Raw genomic sequence first — 20,468 nt, forward strand, 5'->3', positions numbered from 1 at the left:
CTCGCGGTGGGGTGCGCCGGGGCCGCTTTATTCCGTATTGCCCCGGCGCGCGGCGGCAGAGCTCGTGTTAAAATCCACTCTTTTCCGCAGCGGACCCGATAACGTGAAAATCAGCAACCAGACCGTCGCCAGCTTCCACTACACACTCCGCAACAGCAGCGGAGAGGATCTTGAGACATCCAGGGATGGGGAGGCCACGGCCTACCTGCACGGCGCCAACAACATCATTCCGGCGCTGGAGCAAGCCCTGGAGGGGCTTGAGGCTGGCGCCCACACCGAAATCACGCTGGCCCCCGAGCAGGCCTACGGCGAACGCCGCGAAGACCGGGTGCAAAAGGTCCCGGTCAAGCACCTGGTCTATCGGGGCGCACTCAAGCCGGGAATGACGGTGCAGCTCAATACCGCCGAGGGGCGCCACCCGGTCACCGTCACCAAGGTCGGTCGCCACAGCGCCGAAATCGATACCAACCACCCGCTGGCCGGCCAGACGCTGGTATTCGATATCGACATTGTCGATGTGCGCGCTGCCAGCGCCGAAGAGGTCTCCCACGGCCATGCCCATGGCGCCGGCGGCCACCATCACTGACGCGGTGCAACGCCGCTGGCTGAACACACCCTTCTCCGCACTGGAGGCTGACCAGCTGTACGCCCTGCTGCAGCTGCGCCAGGATGTGTTCGTGGTCGAACAGACCTGCGTCTATCGGGACCTCGACGGCCTCGACCGCGACAGCTGGCATATGCGTTACCTCGAGGGCGACACGGTGCTGGCCTACCAGCGCTGCCTGCCGCCAGGGCTGGCCTACCCGGAGAGCTCACTGGGGCGCATTCTGGTTGCCCCCGCAACCAGGGGAACGGGGCTGGGCCGGGAGCTGGTACTGCGCGGAATCGAATTCAACCGCCAGCAGTGGCCACAGGCCGACATCTCTATCGGTGCGCAGGCCTACCTGGAAGATTTCTATGGCAGCCTGGGGTTTGTCAGCGAGGGAGTCCCCTATCCGGAAGACGGCATTCTCCACATCCACATGCGGCTGCGATTCAGCTGACTTCCAGCAGGAAGGTCACCGGCCCGTCGTTGACCAGGCTGACCTGCATGTCGGCGCCGAACTCGCCGGCGGCGACCAGCGGGTGACGTGCACGCAGGGTTGCCAGCATCCAGTCGTAAAGGGGTTCGGCTTCGGCCGGCGGCATGGCACTGGAGAAACCGGGCCGCAGGCCCTTGCGCGTGTCGGCGGACAGGGTGAACTGGGACACCAGCAAAACACCACCGTTGACGTCTGCAACGCTGCTGTTCATCCGCCCCAGGTGATCGGCAAACATCCGGTAGGCCAGTAGCCGGTCGACAAGACGGGCACCCTGCTCGCGACCATCGCCACGGTCCAGGCCCAGAAACACCAGCAGCCCGGGCCCGATTTCACCGACGCAGCGGTCCCCCACCAGCACGCTGGCGCGGGCCACCCGCTGCAGCAGGGCCTTCACGGTGACGGACGCGCTGCAGCCCCGGGCGGCTGCAACTGCTCAGGAACGGCTGGCGCGGCGGCGCTCATGTTCGAGCAGCAATTTCTTGCGCAGGCGGATGCTCTCCGGGGTCACTTCCACCAGCTCGTCGTCCTCGATGAACTCCAGCGCCTGCTCCAGGCTGTGGCGCACATGCGGAGTCAGGGTCAGGGCCTCGTCGGTACCGGAGGCACGCACGTTGGTGAGCTGCTTGCCCTTGATCGGGTTTACGGTGAGGTCATTGCTGCGGCTGTGCAGGCCAATGATCTGGCCCTCGTAGACTTCCACGTTGGGACCGATAAACAGGCGCCCGCGGTCCTGCAGGGTAAACAGGGAGTAGGCCAGGGTCTTGCCCTTGACCATTGAGACCAGCACGCCGTTGCTGCGCTTGGCGATTTCCTGGTTCTTCACCGGACCGTAGTGATCGAATATGTGGGTAAGGATGCCGCTACCGGAGGTCATGGTCATGAACATGCCGCGGAAACCGATCAGGCCGCGGGCGGGGATAATGAACTCCAGGCGTATCCGGCCCTTGCCATCGGGGGTCATGTTTTCCAGCGAGGCACGGCGCAGGCCCAGCTCCTCCATCACCGCGCCCTGATGCTGCTCCTCGCAGTCAATCACCAGCTGCTCGTAGGGCTCCTGCAACACCCCGTCGATTTCCTTCTGGATGACCTCGGGGCGGGAGACGCCAAGCTCGAAACCCTCGCGGCGCATGTTCTCGATCAGTACTGACAGGTGCAGCTCACCGCGCCCGGAGACCTTGAACTTGTCCGGCGAGTCGCCCGGCTCCACCCGCAGCGCGACGTTGTGGATCAGTTCCCGCTCCAGGCGCTCCTTGATATTGCGGGTGGTGACGAACTTGCCTTCGCGACCGGCGAAAGGCGAGTCGTTGACCTGGAAGGTCATGCTGACGGTAGGCTCGTCCACGGTCAGGGGCGGCAGGGCTTCAACCGCGGCGGGATCGCAGAGCGTATCCGAGATGTTCAGACCCTCGATCCCGGTCACGCAGACAATATCACCGGCCTCCGCGGCGGGCACTTCGACGCGTTCCAGGCCCATGTAGCCCATGACCTGGAGGATTCGGCCATTGCGGGTCTTGCCATTGCTGCCGATCACGGTGACCTGGGTGTTGGGCTTCAGGGTGCCGCGGGTGATACGACCGACACCGATGACCCCGACATAGCTGTTGTAATCCAGGGCACTGATCTGCAGCTGCAGCGGGCCGTCGCGGTTCACCGCCGGCGCCGGCACCTTGTCGACCACTGTCTGGAACAGGGGCTGCATGTCCTCCGCCATATCGGCATGGTCAAGGCCGGAAATGCCCTGGATAGCCGAGGCGAAGACGATGGGGAAGTCCAGCTGCTCATCGGTGGCGCCGAGACGCACGAAAAGGTCGAACACCTGGTCCACCACCCAGTCCGGGCGCCCGCCCGGGCGCTCGACCTTGTTGACCACGACTATGGGGTTCAGACCCTGCTCAAACGCCTTGGAGGTCACGAAGCGGGTCTGCGGCATGGGACCGTCCACCGCGTCCACCAGCAGCAGCACCGAATCCACCATGGACAGCACGCGCTCGACCTCGCCACCGAAGTCAGCGTGTCCGGGGGTGTCGACGATATTGATGCGGTAGTCGTTCCACTTGATGGCGGTGTTCTTGGCGAGAATGGTAATCCCGCGCTCACGCTCCTGGTCATTGGAATCCATGATCCGCTCCGCCCCCTCGGACCGGCGATCCAGGGTGCCGGACTGGTTCAACAGGCAGTCCACCAGGGTGGTCTTGCCTTGGTCAACGTGGGCGATAATGGCGATGTTGCGAAGCTTCTCGATCAAGGGATTTCCTCGGTCCGGGGGTCCGGCAGTAAAAAAGGCGGCGGATTATACCCCGGCAGCCGCAGCAGGGGCATAGCGGTATTGCGGTGATAATGCTGCATTTTGCCCGCCGGGCCACCGTGGCTGGTCGCGCGACAGAGCGGCGGGCGAAGCCGGCGCCGCACTGCGGCGCAGGTTGGCCCGGCGCAAGCACACTGATCGCACCGTAATAGTGCAATTACGCACCACTATAATGCACTGGAGCCGCGCGCTTTCGGGGATGTGGTGATAACATACGGCAAATCAGCTGCTTAACGCATTTTTGCTTTTGGCACGGGTTTTGCTGAAGGCTATGGTGCCAAGATTCTCTGGCCGCTGTCGGGGCGCTCGCAAGCAACCGTCGCACCAGGAACACGCATTGCGCCGAATTTGTGGCACGACTTTTTTCCCATGGAGGACATCCAATGTCAGAGCACACTCTGAACCTGATCAAAGAAAGCGAAGCCCGCTGGGTAGACCTGCGCTTCACCGACACCAAGGGCAAGGAACAGCACGTCACCATACCCGTGGCGGCAGTCAACGAGGAGTTCTTCGAAGATGGCCAGATGTTCGATGGCTCCTCCATCGCCGGCTGGAAGGGCATCAACGAATCCGACATGATCCTGATGCCGGACGACAGCAGCAGCGTGCTGGATCCATTCACCGATGACACCACCGTCATTCTGCGCTGCGATATCGTCGAGCCCAGCACCATGCAGGGCTACGAGCGCGATCCCCGCTCTGTCGCCCACCGCGCCCAGGAATACCTGAAGTCCACCGGTATTGGCGACACCGCCTTCTTTGGTCCGGAGCCGGAATTCTTCGTCTTTGACGACATCAAGTGGCACGCGGACATCTCCGGCGCCGGCTATGCCATCAGCTCGTCAGAGGCCGCATGGTCCTCCAACCTGCACCAGGAAGACGGCAACACCGGCCACCGTCCGCGGGTCAAGGGCGGCTACTTCCCGGTACCGCCGGTCGACTCCCTGCACGATATTCGTGCCGCCATGTGCACCGCCATGGAACAGATGGGCCTGCCCATCGAAGTACACCACCACGAAGTCGGCACCGCCGGCCAGTGCGAGATCGGGGTCAAGTTCAACACCCTGGTGAAAAAGGCCGACGAAGTGCAGATCCTCAAGTATTGCGTGCACAACGTCGCTCACGCCTATGGCAAGACCGCGACCTTCATGCCCAAGCCGCTGGTTGGTGACAACGGCTCCGGCATGCACGTGCACATGTCCATCTCCAAGGAAGGTGTCAACACCTTCGCTGGCGACGGTTACTCCGGCCTGTCCGAGACCGCCCTGTACTACATCGGCGGCGTCATCAAGCACGCCAAGGCGCTGAATGCCTTCACCAACCCGGGCACCAACTCCTACAAGCGCCTGGTACCCGGCTTCGAAGCGCCGGTGATGCTGGCCTACTCTGCCCGCAACCGTTCCGCCTCCATCCGTATTCCCTACGTGGCCAGCCCCAAGGGCAAGCGTATCGAAGTACGCTTCCCCGACCCGTCGGCCAACCCATACCTCGCTTTCGCGGCCCTGCTGATGGCCGGTCTCGACGGCATCCAGAACAAGATCCACCCCGGCGACGCCGCGGACAAGGATCTGTACGACCTGCCCCCCGAGGAAGGCAAGGCTATCCCAACGGTGTGCTCCAGCCTCCCCGAAGCACTGGCGGCGCTGGATGCCGATCGCAGCTTCCTGACCGCGGGCGGGGTCTTCACCGATGACATGATCGACGGCTACATCGAGCTCAAGCAGGCTGACGTGCAACGCCTGAACATGACCACCCACCCGGTCGAGTTCGACATGTACTACTCCGTGTAACAGGTCCAACTGCAAGTTTCCGGCCCGCCCTGTGCGGGCCTTTTTTTTGCCGTGGCCCAGGCGCGACCGCTTAGGCTACCGCGGACTTTTCTGCTATCGTCTTGGCTGCTGTCGCCACGGGATGGAGGACTGAGGTCATGAGACATTGTCTGCTGTTGTTACTCCTGCTGCTGCCCTGGGCCGTGCAGGCACAAACCATCTACAAGTCGACCGATGCCGAGGGCAACGTGGTGTACACGGACAGGCCTCCCGCCGAGGGTACGGCCGGCGAAGAGATCAAACTGAAGCGCCTGAACACCTCCCCGGCACCAGAGACGCGACCGGCACCGCGGCCGGCCGCCAAGGCCGAAGCGCAGGTGCCACGCACGGTCAGCATCCTGACACCGGCAGACCAGACTGTGATTCCCATGGGCGGGGGCGATTTCGATGTCCAGGCCGGCGTCACTCCGCCACTCGCATTCAGTGAGCGGCTACAACTGCGCATCGACGGCGAAGCCCGCGGTGAGCCCCAGACCGGGACCAGCTGGGCGCTGCGCAATGTACTGCGCGGTGGCCACGACCTCAGCATCGAGCGCCTGGACGCAGACGGCAAGGTGATTGCGCGCTCGGAACCCGTGCACGTCCAGGTCATGCGCCCCTTCAACATCCAGAACCGCAACTGACTCCAGCAACCCGGCTGGACAGCGGCCCGCTTGTGCACCACAATGGTGCATGCAGGGCCCAGGGTCAGCCGGTTTCTGACCATTCCCGCCCAGGATCACTCCTGACGCTCTGAATTGTCCCTTGAGTGTGTACATACTCACCCGGCATGACCCCTGGCTATAGGGCCCTGGACGAGATGCAGGATCGCGCCACATTCTGGCTTGGTTCTTGCTTTCCCACAGGGCATACCGCACTACTGCGGTCGATCATGGGGCAGGAATGCTGCACAAACCGGATATTCTGGACCACATCAGCACCGGCATCATCGCGCTGGATGACAGTCTCCGCGTGACCGCCATCAATTCGGCGGCGGAAGTACTGCTGGAAGCCTCGGCCACCCGGGCGGTGGGCGCGCACGCGGGCCAGCTGGTCCTGCAGTCGCGGGAGTTCCTGCAGACCCTTGAGCAGGCCCGGGACACCCGCGCCACCCTGGCCCGCCGTGGCCTGAACCTGACCACTCACTCGGGGCAGGAAATCCAGCTCGACCTCATCGTCACCGCGATGAACGGGGAGGGCGGCGACTACCTGCTGCTGGAGCTGATTCCGGTGGATCGACTGCAGCGTATCAGCCGCGAGGAAAACATGCTGCACGCCCAGGAAACCACCCGCGCAGTGATTCGCGGACTCGCCCACGAAATCAAGAACCCACTCGGTGGCGTCCGCGGCGCAGCACAGCTGCTGGCCAAGGAGCTGCCTGACGAGGAGCTGGTCGAATACACCCGCATCATCATCCGCGAGGCGGACCGGCTGCGCGATCTGGTGGATCGCCTGCTGGGTCCCAACCAGCGCCTGGTTATCGAGCGAATCAATATTCACGAAATTCTTGAGCACGTGCGCAACCTGATTTCTGCGGAAGTCGACAACAAGGTCAGCATCAGCCGCGACTACGACCCCAGCCTGCCGACACTGCCGGCGGACCGCGCCCAGCTGATCCAGGCCGTTCTCAACATCATGCGCAACGCCCTGCAGGCCGCAGCGGATCCCGAGGCCTGCCAGATCCTGGTGCGCACCCGCTCCCAGCGGCAGTTCACCATTGGCGGCCAGCGCCACCGGCTGGTATGCCGGGTGGACATCATCGACAACGGGCCCGGAATTCCCCACGACCTGCAGCAGGCGATATTCATGCCGATGGTGACCGGGCGCGCGGACGGAACCGGGCTGGGCCTGTCCATCGCCCAGTCCATCGTCAACCGGCATAACGGCCTGCTGGAGTGTGCCAGCGAACCCGGCAACACCCGCTTCACCCTCTATCTACCCATGGAACACCGCAATGCAGAGACACGCTAGAGTCTGGGTCGTCGATGACGACAGCTCTATCCGCTGGGTGCTGGAACGCGCCCTCAGCCAGGCCGGAATTGACAATGAAAGCTTTGCCGATGGCGACCAGCTGCTGGAGCGGATGCAGTCGGAGCAACCCGATGTGATCATCAGCGATATCCGCATGCCCGGCATCGACGGTCTCGATCTGCTCTCGCGTATCAACCAGGAGCACCCGGAGCTGCCGGTCATCATCACCACCGCCCATTCAGACCTGGACAGCGCGGTCGCCTCCTACCAGCGCGGCGCCTTCGAGTACCTGCCAAAGCCATTCGACATCGATGAAGTGGTCGCCATCACTGAACGGGCCCTGGCCCAGGCCCGGGAAAAACGCGGTGAAATGGCCCTGCCGGAGTCCCTGCCGGAGACCGAGATCATCGGTGAGGCGCCGGCCATGCAGGAGGTCTTCCGGGCCATAGGCAGGCTGGCCCAGAGCAATATCACGGTGCTGATCAACGGCGAGTCCGGCACCGGCAAGGAGCTGGTCGCGCGGGCCCTGCACCGTCACAGCCCCCGGGCGCAGCGGCCGTTCATCGCCCTCAATATGGCGGCCATTCCCCGCGACCTGATGGAGTCCGAGCTGTTCGGCCACGAGAAAGGCGCCTTTACCGGAGCCAACAGCAAGCGCGAAGGCCGTTTCGAACAGGCCAACGGCGGCACCCTGTTCCTGGACGAAATCGGCGACATGCCGGCGGAAACCCAGACCCGGCTGCTGCGGGTACTGGCGGATGGCGAATTCTACCGGGTAGGCGGCCACACCCCGGTCAGGGTTGACGTGCGCATCATCGCGGCCACCCACCAGGACCTGGAGGAACGGGTCCAGAGCGGGGATTTCCGCGAGGATTTGTTCCATCGCCTGAACGTCATCCGAATCCATATTCCACGCCTGGCCGAACGCCGCGAGGATATCCCCAGGCTGATGAAGTTCTTCTTTCGCAAGGCGGCCGAGGAGCTGGGGGGCGAGCCCAAGATCCTGCTGCCGGAGACCGAGCGCTTCCTCACCACGCTGTCATGGCCGGGCAACGTGCGGCAGCTGGAGAATACCTGCCGCTGGCTCACGGTGATGGCGTCGGGGCGCGAAATCCACCAGCGGGACCTGCCCCCGGAGCTGGGTAAAGTTGCCGCCCCCACGACGACCGGAGGTGCCACCCAGTGGAACGAGCTGCTCAGTCACTGGGCGCGCAACGAACTGGTGCAGGGCAAGCATCACATCCTGCGCCAGGCGGTACCGATGTTTGAACGGGCAATGATTGAAGTGGCTCTGGAGCACACCCAGGGCCGCAAGCGCGACGCGGCGGAACTGCTGGGCTGGGGGCGCAACACCCTGACCCGGAAAATGAAAGACCTGGATATGCCGGGCTGAGGGGCCCGGCGCGCTTCCCCCGGAGAGTGGATGGCCGGATAATCCACCCATGCTGAACATTGTCCTCTACCAGCCCGAGATTCCCCCCAACACCGGCAATATCATCCGCCTGTGTGCGAACACCGGCTGCCACCTGCACCTCATCGAGCCACTGGGATTTACTCTGGATGACAAGCGCCTGCGCCGGGCGGGGCTGGATTACCGCGAGTTTGCCCGGGTACAGGTGTACCCGGATCTGAATAGCTTGCTGGCGGCACTGCCGGACTCAAGGCTGCTGGCGATCAGTACCCGCGGGCGAACGCCCTACCATGAAATCGCCTATCGCGCCGGGGATGCCATCCTGCTGGGCCCCGAGACCCGCGGCCTGCCCGCCAAGCTGCTGGAATCGCTGCCGCCCGAGCAGCTTGTGCGGATTCCCATGCAGCAGGACAGTCGCAGCCTGAACCTGAGCAATGCAGCGGCCATACTGTGCTATGAAGCCCTGCGCCAGCTGGGATTTCCGGGGTTGAGTTAGCGGCCTCGGCCGCGTGGATAAGGTGGCCATGAAAAAGGGGCCGCCGGCCCCTTTTGTAACAGCCTGAGCGTGTCCCTCAGTGGCTGACGTCCTGGGCGCCAGCCGGAGCGGCCGCTGCCTCTTCCTGGGACTTGGCCAGCGCCTGCAGGTAGAGCCCGTCGAAATTGACCGGAGCCAGCATGATCGGCGGGAAGCCACCCTTGACGCACAGCGAGTCGAGATTCTCGCGGGCATAGGGGAACAGGATGTTGGGTGCGGCGGTAGCCAGCACGCGGCGCAGGTTGTCACCCTCGATACCGGTAATCATGAAGATACCGGCCTGCTGGACCTCCGCCAGAAACGCGGTTTCCTCTTCCAGCTTGGCAGTCACTGTGATCGTCAGCACGACTTCAAAATTACCCTGGTCGTCGAACCGGTCGCTCTTGGTGTTCAGGTCCACGTTGACCTTGGGCTGCCACTGCTTGCGGAACACGCCGGGACTGGCAGGAGATTCGAAAGACAGATCCTTGGTGTAGATGCGCTGCAGCGCAAACTGCTGCTGTGCCTGCTCCGGAGCGGATCCTGCTGCTTGTGCTTGTTCGTCGGCCATCGAGCCGTCCTCCATTGGTTTGTGTTATCGGGTTGGCGCCTGTTGCGCCGCTGTCAGTAATGCATCGAGTCGCCCCTGACGGTCCAGCGCCGCCAGATCGTCGAAACCGCCCACGTGGGCGTCGCCAATCCAGATCTGGGGGACAGTTTGCCGACCGCTGAGACGCGTCATCTCGGCGCGCTTCTCGCGGTCGCCATCCACCGCTATTTCCACAAAATCGACCTGTTTACTGTTGAGCAGCTGCTTCGCCGCTACGCAGTAGGGGCAAAAACGGGTGGTATAGAGAGTGACAGCTGCTTTCATGATTTCGGGATACTTACTTGACTGTGGGCAGTTGCAGGTTGCCCCACTCCATCATGCCGCCGCCCATCTTGTAGACCTTCTCGAAGCCGGCGGCCTTGAGCTGCTTGCCGGCAGCACCCGCGCTCTGTCCCATCTTGCAGACCAGGACCACCGGGCGCTGCCTGAACCTGTCCAGCTCGTCAACGCGAGCGCCCAGTTTCGCGGCGGGGATATGCACCGCATCCACAATGTGTCCGGCCTTGTATTCCGCGGCGTCGCGCAGATCGACAAACACACCCTCTTCCGCGTTCACCAGGTTGATCGCCTGCTGCGGCGTCAGGGAGGGCCCGGATTTGCGCGCCTCGTGCACCACCAGCATCACCACGACTGCCAGCAGGGCGGCAAACAACACCCACTGCTGCAGAAAAAATTCCAGAAACAGGGCCATGATCCGGCTTTGCTCTCACCTTCGCGAATTGGGTCGGTACGACGACCGGCGCGGGGCTGCACCCCTGCGGCCGGAGGCAGCGCAGAAAAGGGCGCAAGTATACAGGGTAAGGCCACGGGCAACCAGCCCGCGGCGGGAACGATGCGAACAGGCCCCGGAAGGAGTAAAATGATCGATTGCGCCCGGAACCCAACCCACAAACTGCTGGATTAGCCATGAGCGACACCCCCAAGAACCCCACCGTCCTGATCATCCTGGATGGCTGGGGCCATCGCGAGGAAACCCGCGACAACGCCATCGCCCTGGCCGACACCCCGGTCTGGGACCGGCTCTGGGCCGCAGCGCCGCACACGCTGGTATCCGGGTCGGGGCTGGATGTGGGGCTGCCAGCGGGCCAGATGGGCAACTCCGAGGTGGGGCACATGAGCCTGGGGTCGGGCCGGGTCGTTTACCAGAGCATCACCCGGATCGACCAGGCCATCGCCGATGGCAGCTTCAACCGCAACCCCGCGTATACCGCCGCCATCGACAAGGCGGTTGCCGGCGGTGGCGCCGTGCACGTGTTCGGCCTGCTCTCTCCCGGCGGCGTCCACAGCCACGAGGACCAGATCTTTGCCGCCCTCGGCCTGGCCGCTTCGCGGGGCGCCAGCAGAGTGTACCTGCACGCCTTCCTCGACGGCCGGGATACCCCGCCCCGCAGCGCCGCCGACTCCCTGCGGCGGGCCGATGCGGTGTTTGCCGAGCTGGGCTGCGGCCGGGTGGCCAGCATCGTCGGGCGCTACTACGCCATGGACCGGGACAACCGCTGGGACCGCATCGAGAAGGCCTGGCGCCTGCTGACCGAGGGCGAGGCGGATTACCGCGCCGCCAGCGCGGGCGCAGCCCTGGAGGCCGCCTACGCCCGCGACGAGAACGACGAATTCGTGCTGCCCACCACCGTCTGTGCCGACGGCCAGGAACCCGCCATTGTTGGCGACGGGGACGCCGTGCTGTTCATGAACTTCCGCGCCGACCGCGCCCGACAATTGACCCGCGTCTTCACCGACCCGGACTTCAACGAGTTCGAACCGGGTCGGCGCCCGGCCCTGGCCGCGTTCGTGACCACCACCGAGTACGCCGCGGATATCGACGCCGCCTGTGCCTTCCCTCCTGACAGTCTCGACAACGTGCTCGGCGACTGGCTGGCGCAGCGGGGCAAGACCCAGCTGCGGCTGGCGGAAACCGAAAAGTACGCCCACGTGACCTTCTTCTTCAGCGGTGGCCGGGAACAGACATTCCCCGGGGAAAAACGCATCATGGTGCCGTCCCCGGACGTGCCCACTTACGACCTCAAGCCCGAGATGAGCGCCCCCGAGGTCACCGACCAGCTGGTCGCGGCGATCCGCTCCGGGGACTACGACCTCATCGTCTGCAACTACGCCAACGGTGACATGGTCGGGCACACGGGCATATTGGCGGCGGCAATGAAAGCCGTGGAGACCCTGGACACCTGCCTCGGCCGGGTGGAGGAAGCCCTGCTGGAGGTCGGCGGCCAGGCACTGGTCACCGCGGACCACGGCAACTGCGAACAGATGCAGGACTATGAATCCGGCCAACGCCATACCCAGCACACCACGGAGCATGTACCGCTGGTCTATATCGGCGGGCGTAACTGCAAGCTGGATCCCGCCGGGGGCATTCTCGCCGACATCGCCCCCAGCCTGCTGGCACTCATGCAGCTGCCACAGCCGCCGGAGATGACCGGCCACAGCCTGGTCAGCTGCCGGGACTGAAGCCAATGCCGCGCCTGCGCGCCAGCGCAACAGGCCCTTCACGACTGTTGCTCTGGGCCACCCTGCTGGTGGCAGCCGGCAGCCACGCCCAGACCGAGGAGGAGCAAGCGCGGGCGGAACTGGAGCAATTGCAGCAGCAGATCGAGGTGGTCAGCCGGGAGCTGGCCAGCGCCCGCACCCGGCTGAGTGATCAGCAGGAGCAGTTGCGGGCCACCGAGCTGCGCCTTGGCCAGCTGCAGCGGGAAACCAGCGAGAATCTCGCGGCAATCAGCGCGACTGAAGCCGAAATTTCCGCCTTGAGCGAGCGCCAGCAGGCCCTCGAGCAGGCCCGTGATGCCCAGCGTGTACGTATCGGCACCGAACTGCGCGCCGCCTGGCAGATGGGGCAACAGGGCACGCTGAAGGTCCTGCTGAATCAGGAGAGCCCGCACACCGTGGCCCGGGCAATGGCCTACTACCGCTACTTCTTCAATGCCCGCAATGCCCTGGTCACCGAATACCGTGCCACGCTGGCGGAGCTGGCTGCGATCCGCGCCCGCAGTGAAGCGGCTGCCGCCGAGCTGCTGCAACAGCAGGCCACGCTGGAATCGCAGCGGCGTGAAGTCACGGCCTCGCGGGAGGAGCGCACGGAACTGGTCGCCTCTCTTGCCGCCACCGTCACCAGCCGGGACGAGGAGCTGCGGCAGCTGGAGCGGGACCGCAAGGAGCTGGAAGACCTGCTGGAAGCTCTCGCGCAAACCGTGCTGGAACTGGAGCTGCCGGATGACTACCAGCCCTTTGCCAGTGCCCGGGGAGCACTGGCCTGGCCGGTCAGCGGCCGCCGCGGCAACAGCTTCGGCGCCAGTCGCGGCGCCGGGGGCATGCGCTGGCACGGCATCAATCTGACCGCGGATGAAGGCACCCCCGTGCGTGCCGTGCATCACGGCCGGGTAGTCTTTGCCGACTGGCTGCGCGGCTCCGGCCTGCTGCTGATCCTGGATCACGGCGACGGCTACATGAGCCTGTACGCCCACAACCAGAGCCTGCTCAAGGAAGTGGGCGAATGGGTCGCCCCCGGCACTCCAATCAGCACGGTTGGCAACAGCGGCGGGCTTGACCAGCCGGGGCTGTATTTCGAGATCCGCAAGGACGGTAAACCGCTGGATCCAGTGGTTTGGTGCCGCTGAGACGGTTACACTTGCGCTCTTCATCTGGCAATGGCGACAGCGCCAACGGCGGTATTCATGCACACAGCTTCCTGCTCTCTCCCGCGCCTGAAAGCGGCCCTGCTGGCTGTCACCCTGATAGCGCCACAGGCCCTTGCACAGGAGGCGGAGGAGGGGCGCCTGCCGCTGGACGAGCTGCGCACTTTTGCCGATGTGTTCAACCAGATCCGCATCGGCTACGTAGAGGAAATCGACGACAGCACCCTGCTGGAATACGCCATTCAGGGCATGTTGATGAACCTCGACCCCCACTCTGCCTATCTGACCAAGGACGCCTTCGAGGACCTGCAGTCCAATACCTCCGGTGAGTTCAGCGGTCTTGGCCTTGAAGTCGGCATGGAGGACGGCTACGTCAAGATCGTCGCGCCCATTGACGGCTCTCCCGCAGCAGAGGCGGGCTTGCTGACCGGGGATGTGATCCTCAAGCTGGACGGCAAGCCGGTCAAGGGCATGTCCCTGAACGAGGCCATTGAGCTTATGCGCGGCCCCAAGGGCAGCCCCATCGACCTGCAGATCGGCCGCCCCGGCAATCCCCAGCCCTTCGACATCACCCTCAAACGCGACACCATCACCGTGGCCAGCGTGCGCGAACGCTTCCTGGAGCCCGGCTACGGCTACATCCGTATCGCCCAGTTCCAGAACCGTACCGGCCGCGACGTCAAGGCCGCGCTCGAACGCCTGGTGGACAAACAGGAGCTGAAAGGCCTGGTGCTGGATCTCCGCAACAACCCGGGGGGCGTACTGGGGGCCAGCGTCGATGTCGCCGGACTGTTCCTGGATGGCGAGCTGGTGGTGTACACCGAGGGCCGACTGGCCAATTCCGACATGCGCTACTCGGCGGAACCGGGAGATGCCAGCAACGGCGCACCTGTCGTGGTGCTGATCAACGGCGGCTCTGCCAGCGCCTCGGAGATCGTCGCCGGCGCGTTGCAGGACCACAAACGGGCAGTGATCATGGGCACCGACAGTTTCGGCAAGGGCTCCGTGCAAACCGTGATGCCCATTTCCGAGTCCCGGGCGGTCAAATTGACCACAGCACTGTATTTCACTCCCGGCGGTCGCTCCATCCAGGCCGCCGGCATTGCCCCGGATATCGTTGTCGAGCGGGCCCAGGTGACTGCCTACGACACCTCCAACCAGCTCAGCGAAGCCGACCTGACCCGGCGTCTGGACAACGTCAACGGCGACAACCGGCGGGCGCCGCGGGCCTCCGACGGTCTGCTCGGCACCGACAACCAGCTGTATGAAGCACTCACCCTGCTCAAGGGCGTGAATATTCTCGGCATGCGCGCCACCCCGGCCAGAGCCCAAGTGGCCGGCGACGGCTGAGCCATGCGCCTGGCCTTGCTGCTGGCGCTGCTGCCGCTCACAGCCTGGGCCATGCGGCCGCTGGAATTGCGCCAGGCCAGCCCGGACAGCAACACCCCGATGGGCGCCCCCTATACGGCGTCAATCCCGGCGCCCGATCCTGACTTCATCTTGCCGGAAGGCGGCCCTGCCACGCTGGTGATCATCATCGACGACCTTGGAAACCGCCTGAAAGAAGGCCAGGAAACCGTGCGCCTCCCCGGCCGCATCAACGTGGCGGTGTTGCCCCACACCCCCCACGGCGCACGCCTGGCGGAAGAGGCCCACCGTGAAGGCAAGGAGGTCATGCTGCACGCGCCCATGAGTGCGCTGGATGGCAAGCCGCTGGGGCCGGGAGGCCTGACGGCGGAGCTGTCCGAGACGGAATTCCGTGCCACGCTGGCCGCGGCATTGGCCACCGTGCCCCACGTGCAGGGCGTGAACAACCACATGGGCAGCGATCTCACCCGGCAGCCCGAACCGATGCGCTGGCTGATGGCCGAGCTGACTGCCCGCCAGCTCTACTTTGTCGACTCCCGCACCCACGCCCTCACGGTCGCCGCAGCTGCGGCCAGGGAAGCCGGCCTGCCGCACCTGTCGCGGCAGGTGTTCCTGGACAACATCGCCGAGCCAGCGGCCATTGCCGAACAGTTCCTCGCTGCCGTTGAACAGGCGCGGCGCCTGGGCAAGGCGGTGGCGATCGGGCACCCCTTCCCGGAGACGATCGCGTTCCTGCAGGCGGTACTGCCGGGACTGGAAGAGCAGGGGGTGAGGCTGGCGACAGTGTCCGAGGTGCTGGCGCCCTGAGTCAGCCGCCAAACCCCTGCGACCGGCGTCACTGCCTCTCGCTGCGGACCCTGAACGATTCGGGATCCTGGTTATAGAGGCGGACACAGGCCTGGCAGATGCAGGCCTTCCCCCTGGCCGGGTCAGGGACCAGCTCGACGAGCCCCGCGGGTATAGTGGCATCCACGCACCAGCAGGACTGCGTGCTCTTCGCCATACAGCCATTGACCCCGCCGCAGAACGGGCAGGTATCTTCGCGGATGATCGCAGCCATGCACAAACCTCGGGAAACCAGTTTCTGACGCATCAGGTCCGCAGCCTATCATCATCGCTCCGCCGCTGTTACTCAACCGCTTATTGCGGCCCTGCCCGGCCTCAGGTTTGTTGCACCAGCTACAGGCGCGAGATTGCCGCCAGTTCGCCGGCGCCCACCGGCCGGATGGACCCTGGCTCAAGAGTACCAAGCGCTACAGGCCCGACTGAAACACGGTGCAGTGACAGCACCTTGTTCTGGAAATAACCGAACATGCGCTTCACCTGGTGATACTTGCCCTCGACCAGGGTCAGCCGGGCGGTGTACGCAGAGAGCAGCTCCAGGCGGGCGGGCAGCGTGGTAACGCCCTCATAGGCAAAAAAGATGCCCGCCCGGAACGCGGCCACGTATCCCTCGTTGAGGGGCCTGGACACGCTGACCTCATAGGTCTTGGGGAGCTGCCTCTCCGGCAAACTGATCCTGCGTGACCACGCCCCGTCGTTCGTCAGCAGTATCAGCCCCGTGGTGTTGAAGTCCAGGCGCCCGGCGATGTGTAGTTCGTCCTTCCGGGGGTGCCTTACCAGATCCAGCACCGTGGGGTACTTGCCATCTTTGGTCGCACTGACCACACCCCGGGGCTTGTTGAGAGCGAGATACACCGGCTGTACGTCCTGCAGGCAGACGCCATCCAGTTCGACACGGGTAAATCTGGTCACCGCCTGCTGAATGGATTGCGCCGCGGCGCCGTCCAACAGCACCCGCTGCTGCGCAATCAGCAGGCGCGTATCAGACATCGAGAAATCGCTGTTCTGGCTGAGGAAGCGATCGAGCCTCATGGTATAGGGTTTCATGGCACACTGGCGGCCGGGGTGACGGGTCGCTGCATTGTTTCACATCATGCACGTGGCATCAGCATCCCCAACAGCCCGGAGTGCTTTCGCTCAACTGCAACATCCAAATCCCGCACATCTGCATGTTTGCCCAGTTTACTGCGCCGGGCAATGCAGGGCCGGCAGGCCCCTATCGGAGAAGGCACACACTTTTAGGTTTGCACTTACGGCGACAGTTTAAATATGATGGGGCGATATTCGTTGATATGGTGGATTTTGAACACGCAGTCCCCGAATTGCGGGTTCGCCCAGCTCATCGCCCGAAAGAGCAGATCAAACTGGACCAGGAACTCCGAGTGGAAAATCGCACACGTCGACGATATAGCCGCAATCAACAAAGGGCGATCAAGTACATGCTGGTCTCCCTGGTGCTTGGAGCCCTGCTGATGGTCACCGGCATCGGCTGGATGGTGACTGCATACAAGCTGTCGGAGACAAAGCAGGAGTTTTTCAGTCGCCATATTCCGAGTCCGGGGGAGGGACCACTCGCGGACGATCTGCGGTCCAGAGTCAGCGCCCTGGAACAGGAGGTGCTGACCTTGCAGGAAGAAAAGGCGAGCCTGGTACAGAATCGGATTCCCAACCTTAATCCCATGGCATTCGACGCTACCGTGCCCATCGACCAGGGTTACGTCAAAAACATCAGATTCACCCGGACAGGCACCGAGATCGATAGAAAGTTCGAGTACTATGCCGTTCTTCAGAACAATGGTGCCCGCAATATTACGCCTGATGTCGTTATCTATCTGTTCGACTCGCTGGGCATCCAGATTGGGATGGCCCGGCTTGCAAACAGCGATACGTCATTAAGCAGGGCGGGCGATAGCTTGAAGGAGGGGGAATCTCGCACCTACTCCAGCCAGGTCGAGCTGATCCGCGAACGCGATCCCGAATATTTTCATATCGAAGTAAAGTGATTGAAACACCCGGCCTGCCTGAGTCTTGCACAACGCCTGAGTTCAACGTCCGCTGCAACGATTGGTTATGCGCCAGCACGACGCCCCCGCAATAGTTGCCGTGGAACGCTAACCTCGGCTCTGTAGAGGCTAGTATAAAGTGCCTGCGTAGCTGCCAGTGTCATCAACAAATATGATGTGATTGCTACAGTTCGCACAGTCGTCAACTCCATGGTTTCACCCTCAGCATTCCTGCTTGTGACACTCGATCATAGCGCGACAACGCTGGAGCAGCTCGACATCAACGCACGACGCTTCAGGCCATTGGCGGACAACCAATTGGTATAACTCCTCGAATTGCGTCCGTGGATGCGCTCAATAACACCTCAACTCAGGGGCGCTTGAGGCGACGAGCGCTTTTTCGGGCAGCAAAAATGGACAGCGGGTCAAACGTCTCCTGCCGCAACTGGTTGGGCACCAGCGCAGCCGGGCTCGGAATCATGGATCTCGCCGCTCAAGCAACCGCACCATTTCCTCGGCCACCAACGCAGCCGAAGGCAAGAACATAGTTGAAACAATGCGTTGATCGACAATCACTGTATGCTTATCGGCCAATGTTTCCTTATTTTCCGCCTGTGCCCCATTCTTACGGAGTTGATCCTCGACTAGAAAGGGCAACAAACTGCCTTGCCTGGCCCAGGATTTGGAATGCTCGGTCGAGTTTGGGAACCCGGCCACACGCTTGCCGTTCACCATATAGCCACCGTTCTTCAGCTTTGCGTTGGCGAAGCCGCCCGGACCATGCCCGCAGCCACCCACGACACCACCTTGTTCGTAAACGCTCCCGATGAGGCTCATCAGCGCTTCGTTTGAAGCAACGTCGAACAGTGTGCCGTAGCCACCACCGACATACACGGCCTGATACTGGGCAGCATCGATTTGACTGGGCTTCAACGTGTTTCCAGCCTTGCCCAAGAAGTTCTCGTACTTGATGGCATAGCTACTAATGCCCAGAGGGTCCATCGTGAACTCGATTCGGCCACCTTGAGGCGACACGAAATCAACATCATAACCGTGCATTACGAAGATATGGAAAGGAGGTGCATACTCCCAGAGGTTGTTACGTGCATCGTGCTGCTCGGGATCGCCCATGTTGAGCACATTCGAAGCGACAAAAAGAACCTTGCCTTTCGCCGCAGCAAAAGCCGCAGCCGGGGCGAGCGCTGGTGCAATCAGACAGCAAGCAAGCGCCAACGCATACGATGTCTTCGCCATAAGCTTCATGTTCAATGGATTCCTGCTTCTGGTGCCCAACAGTCAATTGTACGGTGCACGCCGGTTAACACGTCTTTGGTTGATTATGGCAACTGCTGCACAAGTTTGAAAATACACACACCAAATCAAATGCCTGCACCCTTCGAATATCCACACCAGGCATTGCTGTTCCTCGCGGGGGCCTTATAACCCCCGCGCCTAAACTAATCGCTGCAAATTCCTGTCGGCCCAAATGGTTTCTGATTATGCTCTGCCGACTTCTTCTGGAGACGTTCAAATGCTGTGGCAGGGCTGGTTCTCACTGGGCTTGGTGGCGGCGGTGCTGGGCCTGCTGGTTGCCACCAGGCTGCGCCCGCATGCGGTGCTGTTGGGGGCGCTGACAGTGCTGGTAACCTGCGGTGTGCTGGATGCCAAGCAGGCGCTGGCGGGGTTTGCCAATGAGGGGCTGGTGACGGTAGCGGCCATGTTCGTGGTGGCCGGTGGAATCCAGGCATCCGGCGGAGCGGAGTTGATAGTACAGCGCTTGCTCGGTCGGCCCGCTACCACCCGGGGCGCCCTGTTGCGGCTGTTCCCGCCGGTGGCGCTGCTCAGCGCCTTCCTCAACAACACGCCCATCGTAGCGACCATGATCCCGGCAGTGAACAGCTGGGCTCGCAGGATCGGCGTTTCGCCTTCCAAGTTGATGATTCCTTTGAGTTATTCGGCCATCCTCGGTGGCACGCTGACGCTGGTCGGCACCAGTACCAACCTGGTGGTGAACGGCCAGTACCGCAGTATCACCGGCGACGAGGGGTTTTCCCTGTTCGCCATCACCGCGGTGGGCTTGCCGGTGGCGATCGCCGGAGGCGTGTTCATGTGGCTGTTCTTCGCCCGCTGGCTGCCGGATCAGCGGGAGCACGCGCCCTTCGCCAACCTGCGCGAATTCACCCTGGAGGTGGCAGTCGCCGCGGGTGGCCCGCTGGTGGGCAGGACCGTGGAGCAGGCGGGGCTACGGCATCTGGTACGGGTTTACCTGGTGGAGATTGAGCGTGGCGCACGCATCATCACGCCGGTGGCGCCGGAGGAGATCCTGCTGGGCGGTGACCGGCTGGTATTTGCCGGTGATACGGACGCGATCGCCGATTTGCTGCGGATCAAGGGCATACTGCCTTCAGTAGCGACGACAGAGAATGAACAGCCTCCGGCCAACCATTTGGAGCGGCGCCTGGTGGAAGTAGTGGTGTCGCCGCATTGCGCGGCGGTAGGCCAGGCCATCCGCGACGCCCAGTTCCGCGACCGCTACGGGGCCGCAGTGCTGGCGGTGGCGCGCAACGGCGAGCGGGTGCGGGGGAACCTGGGAAGCACGGAACTGGAGGCGGGTGATACCCTGCTGCTGGAAGCCGGACCGGATTTCGTCACCCGGCAGCGCTACAGCCGTGATTTCCTGCTGGTCCACGACCTGGACACCGAACCGCCCCGCCACCAGCGCCTGGTGTTTGCCTGGCTGATCCTGCTGGGCGTGGTCCTGGCGGCGGGCACCGGCTTGCTCAGCATGCTGAATGCGGCGCTGCTCGGGGCGCTGTTCATGCTGGTGGCAGGCTGTTGTTCGCTGGAGCAGGCGGAGCGCAGCCTGGATATCGGCGTGCTGCTGACCATCGGCGCGTCCTTTGCGC

At 63.4% G+C, this 20,468-nt stretch carries 21 protein-coding genes; 13 read left to right on the plus strand and 8 right to left on the minus strand.

Annotation, left to right across the window (positions count from 1 at the left end; genetic code table 11):
- The first annotated feature begins 103 nt into the window (after positions 1–103).
- Complete coding sequence (locus tag RJQ10_RS08495; protein WP_350145576.1) at positions 104–586, plus strand: FKBP-type peptidyl-prolyl cis-trans isomerase; 483 nt, start codon at positions 104–106, stop codon at positions 584–586.
- Complete coding sequence (locus tag RJQ10_RS08500) at positions 555–1,043, plus strand: GNAT family N-acetyltransferase (protein ID WP_350145578.1); 489 nt, start codon at positions 555–557, stop codon at positions 1,041–1,043. Before RJQ10_RS08495 ends, RJQ10_RS08500 begins: the two co-directional genes overlap by 32 nt.
- Here RJQ10_RS08500 and dtd read toward each other — a convergent pair.
- Positions 1,036–1,476, minus strand: a complete 441-nt coding sequence (dtd, locus tag RJQ10_RS08505) for a D-aminoacyl-tRNA deacylase (protein ID WP_350145580.1) — start codon at positions 1,474–1,476, stop codon at positions 1,036–1,038. The genes RJQ10_RS08500 and dtd overlap by 8 nt on opposite strands.
- Positions 1,477–1,515: 39 nt before the next feature.
- Positions 1,516–3,327, minus strand: coding sequence for a translational GTPase TypA (typA, locus tag RJQ10_RS08510; RefSeq protein WP_350145582.1), 1,812 nt, complete (start codon positions 3,325–3,327; stop codon positions 1,516–1,518).
- A gap of 443 nt (positions 3,328–3,770) precedes the next feature.
- Between typA and glnA the strand changes: the two genes are divergently transcribed.
- The 5 genes from glnA (at position 3,771) to trmL (ending at position 9,073) form a co-directional block, all read left to right on the plus strand.
- A complete protein-coding gene (glnA, locus tag RJQ10_RS08515) occupies positions 3,771–5,177 on the plus strand; it encodes a glutamate--ammonia ligase (protein WP_350145583.1) in 1,407 nt (468 codons plus the stop codon).
- A gap of 137 nt (positions 5,178–5,314) precedes the next feature.
- Positions 5,315–5,839: a DUF4124 domain-containing protein gene (locus RJQ10_RS08520; RefSeq protein ID WP_350145585.1), complete on the plus strand. Its 525-nt coding sequence runs from the start codon at positions 5,315–5,317 to the stop codon at positions 5,837–5,839.
- 259 nt (positions 5,840–6,098) lie between these two features.
- Positions 6,099–7,166, plus strand: a complete 1,068-nt coding sequence (gene glnL, locus RJQ10_RS08525) for a nitrogen regulation protein NR(II) (RefSeq protein WP_350145587.1) — start codon at positions 6,099–6,101, stop codon at positions 7,164–7,166.
- Positions 7,150–8,559: a nitrogen regulation protein NR(I) gene (glnG, locus tag RJQ10_RS08530; RefSeq protein WP_350145589.1), complete on the plus strand. Its 1,410-nt coding sequence runs from the start codon at positions 7,150–7,152 to the stop codon at positions 8,557–8,559. Before glnL ends, glnG begins: the two co-directional genes overlap by 17 nt.
- 49 nt (positions 8,560–8,608) lie before the next feature.
- A complete protein-coding gene (gene trmL / locus RJQ10_RS08535) occupies positions 8,609–9,073 on the plus strand; it encodes a tRNA (uridine(34)/cytosine(34)/5-carboxymethylaminomethyluridine(34)-2'-O)-methyltransferase TrmL (RefSeq protein ID WP_350145591.1) in 465 nt (154 codons plus the stop codon).
- Positions 9,074–9,149: 76 nt separating this feature from the next.
- Here trmL and secB read toward each other — a convergent pair whose 3' ends face one another.
- The 3 genes from secB to RJQ10_RS08550 are packed head-to-tail and all read right to left on the minus strand — an operon-like array spanning position 9,150 to position 10,392.
- Positions 9,150–9,662, minus strand: coding sequence for a protein-export chaperone SecB (gene secB / locus RJQ10_RS08540; RefSeq protein ID WP_350145593.1), 513 nt, complete (start codon positions 9,660–9,662; stop codon positions 9,150–9,152).
- A gap of 24 nt (positions 9,663–9,686) precedes the next feature.
- Complete coding sequence (gene grxC / locus RJQ10_RS08545; protein ID WP_350145595.1) at positions 9,687–9,965, minus strand: glutaredoxin 3; 279 nt, start codon at positions 9,963–9,965, stop codon at positions 9,687–9,689.
- Positions 9,966–9,978: 13 nt separating this feature from the next.
- Entirely contained in the window at positions 9,979–10,392 is a 414-nt protein-coding gene (locus RJQ10_RS08550) for a rhodanese-like domain-containing protein (protein ID WP_350145597.1), read from the minus strand.
- Positions 10,393–10,607: 215 nt separating this feature from the next.
- Here RJQ10_RS08550 and gpmI point away from each other — a divergent pair, with 215 nt between their 5' ends.
- Genes gpmI through RJQ10_RS08570 form a run of 4 tightly spaced genes read left to right on the plus strand, consistent with a single transcriptional unit; the run spans position 10,608 to position 15,523 of the window.
- On the plus strand, positions 10,608–12,164 hold the full coding sequence (gene gpmI, locus RJQ10_RS08555; protein WP_350145599.1) for a 2,3-bisphosphoglycerate-independent phosphoglycerate mutase: 1,557 nt from the start codon (positions 10,608–10,610) through the stop codon (positions 12,162–12,164).
- Between the two features lie 5 nt (positions 12,165–12,169).
- Positions 12,170–13,330 (plus strand): murein hydrolase activator EnvC family protein, encoded by a 1,161-nt coding sequence (locus tag RJQ10_RS08560; RefSeq protein ID WP_350145601.1) that lies wholly within the window; start codon positions 12,170–12,172, stop codon positions 13,328–13,330.
- Positions 13,331–13,387: 57 nt separating this feature from the next.
- Complete coding sequence (locus tag RJQ10_RS08565) at positions 13,388–14,698, plus strand: S41 family peptidase (protein WP_350145603.1); 1,311 nt, start codon at positions 13,388–13,390, stop codon at positions 14,696–14,698.
- 3 nt (positions 14,699–14,701) lie between these two features.
- Complete coding sequence (locus RJQ10_RS08570) at positions 14,702–15,523, plus strand: divergent polysaccharide deacetylase family protein (protein ID WP_350145605.1); 822 nt, start codon at positions 14,702–14,704, stop codon at positions 15,521–15,523.
- Positions 15,524–15,551: 28 nt separating this feature from the next.
- On the opposite strand, the gene RJQ10_RS08575 is transcribed toward RJQ10_RS08570, so the two are convergent.
- Entirely contained in the window at positions 15,552–15,776 is a 225-nt protein-coding gene (locus RJQ10_RS08575; RefSeq protein WP_350145607.1) for a cysteine-rich CWC family protein, read from the minus strand.
- A 119-nt stretch (positions 15,777–15,895) separates the two neighbouring features.
- Positions 15,896–16,591 (minus strand): pseudouridine synthase, encoded by a 696-nt coding sequence (locus tag RJQ10_RS08580; RefSeq protein WP_350145609.1) that lies wholly within the window; start codon positions 16,589–16,591, stop codon positions 15,896–15,898.
- A gap of 95 nt (positions 16,592–16,686) precedes the next feature.
- Between RJQ10_RS08580 and RJQ10_RS08585 the strand changes: the two genes are divergently transcribed.
- Positions 16,687–17,562 (plus strand): hypothetical protein, encoded by an 876-nt coding sequence (locus RJQ10_RS08585; RefSeq protein ID WP_350145611.1) that lies wholly within the window; start codon positions 16,687–16,689, stop codon positions 17,560–17,562.
- A gap of 477 nt (positions 17,563–18,039) precedes the next feature.
- Here RJQ10_RS08585 and RJQ10_RS08590 read toward each other — a convergent pair whose 3' ends face one another.
- Positions 18,040–18,825 (minus strand): type 1 glutamine amidotransferase domain-containing protein, encoded by a 786-nt coding sequence (locus RJQ10_RS08590; RefSeq protein ID WP_350145613.1) that lies wholly within the window; start codon positions 18,823–18,825, stop codon positions 18,040–18,042.
- A 268-nt stretch (positions 18,826–19,093) separates the two neighbouring features.
- On the opposite strand from RJQ10_RS08590, the gene RJQ10_RS08595 reads away from it, so the two are divergent.
- Positions 19,094–20,468: SLC13 family permease (locus tag RJQ10_RS08595; RefSeq protein WP_350145615.1), on the plus strand; the 1,375-nt coding region annotated here is incomplete at its 3' end.

Origin of the sequence: Haliea sp. (assembly GCF_040222615.1) — a bacterium.
Classification (GTDB): domain Bacteria; phylum Pseudomonadota; class Gammaproteobacteria; order Pseudomonadales; family Halieaceae; genus Haliea.

Bases quoted from the DNA above. Each gene is read 5' to 3' on its own strand.
- RJQ10_RS08520 (WP_350145585.1), top strand. From the start codon at position 5,315: ATGAGACATTGTCTGCTGTTGTTACTCCTGCTGCTGCCCTGGGCCGTG.
- grxC (WP_350145595.1), bottom strand. From the start codon at position 9,965: ATGAAAGCAGCTGTCACTCTCTATACCACCCGTTTTTGCCCCTACTGC.
- RJQ10_RS08575 (WP_350145607.1), bottom strand. From the start codon at position 15,776: ATGGCTGCGATCATCCGCGAAGATACCTGCCCGTTCTGCGGCGGGGTC.
- RJQ10_RS08590 (WP_350145613.1), bottom strand. From the start codon at position 18,825: ATGAAGCTTATGGCGAAGACATCGTATGCGTTGGCGCTTGCTTGCTGT.
- glnG (WP_350145589.1), top strand. From the start codon at position 7,150: ATGCAGAGACACGCTAGAGTCTGGGTCGTCGATGACGACAGCTCTATC.
- RJQ10_RS08560 (WP_350145601.1), top strand. From the start codon at position 12,170: ATGCCGCGCCTGCGCGCCAGCGCAACAGGCCCTTCACGACTGTTGCTC.
- RJQ10_RS08580 (WP_350145609.1), bottom strand. From the start codon at position 16,591: ATGAGGCTCGATCGCTTCCTCAGCCAGAACAGCGATTTCTCGATGTCT.
- RJQ10_RS08500 (WP_350145578.1), top strand. From the start codon at position 555: ATGCCCATGGCGCCGGCGGCCACCATCACTGACGCGGTGCAACGCCGC.
- RJQ10_RS08565 (WP_350145603.1), top strand. From the start codon at position 13,388: ATGCACACAGCTTCCTGCTCTCTCCCGCGCCTGAAAGCGGCCCTGCTG.
- RJQ10_RS08550 (WP_350145597.1), bottom strand. From the start codon at position 10,392: ATGGCCCTGTTTCTGGAATTTTTTCTGCAGCAGTGGGTGTTGTTTGCC.
- gpmI (WP_350145599.1), top strand. From the start codon at position 10,608: ATGAGCGACACCCCCAAGAACCCCACCGTCCTGATCATCCTGGATGGC.
- glnL (WP_350145587.1), top strand. From the start codon at position 6,099: ATGCTGCACAAACCGGATATTCTGGACCACATCAGCACCGGCATCATC.
- glnA (WP_350145583.1), top strand. From the start codon at position 3,771: ATGTCAGAGCACACTCTGAACCTGATCAAAGAAAGCGAAGCCCGCTGG.
- secB (WP_350145593.1), bottom strand. From the start codon at position 9,662: ATGGCCGACGAACAAGCACAAGCAGCAGGATCCGCTCCGGAGCAGGCA.
- RJQ10_RS08570 (WP_350145605.1), top strand. From the start codon at position 14,702: ATGCGCCTGGCCTTGCTGCTGGCGCTGCTGCCGCTCACAGCCTGGGCC.
- trmL (WP_350145591.1), top strand. From the start codon at position 8,609: ATGCTGAACATTGTCCTCTACCAGCCCGAGATTCCCCCCAACACCGGC.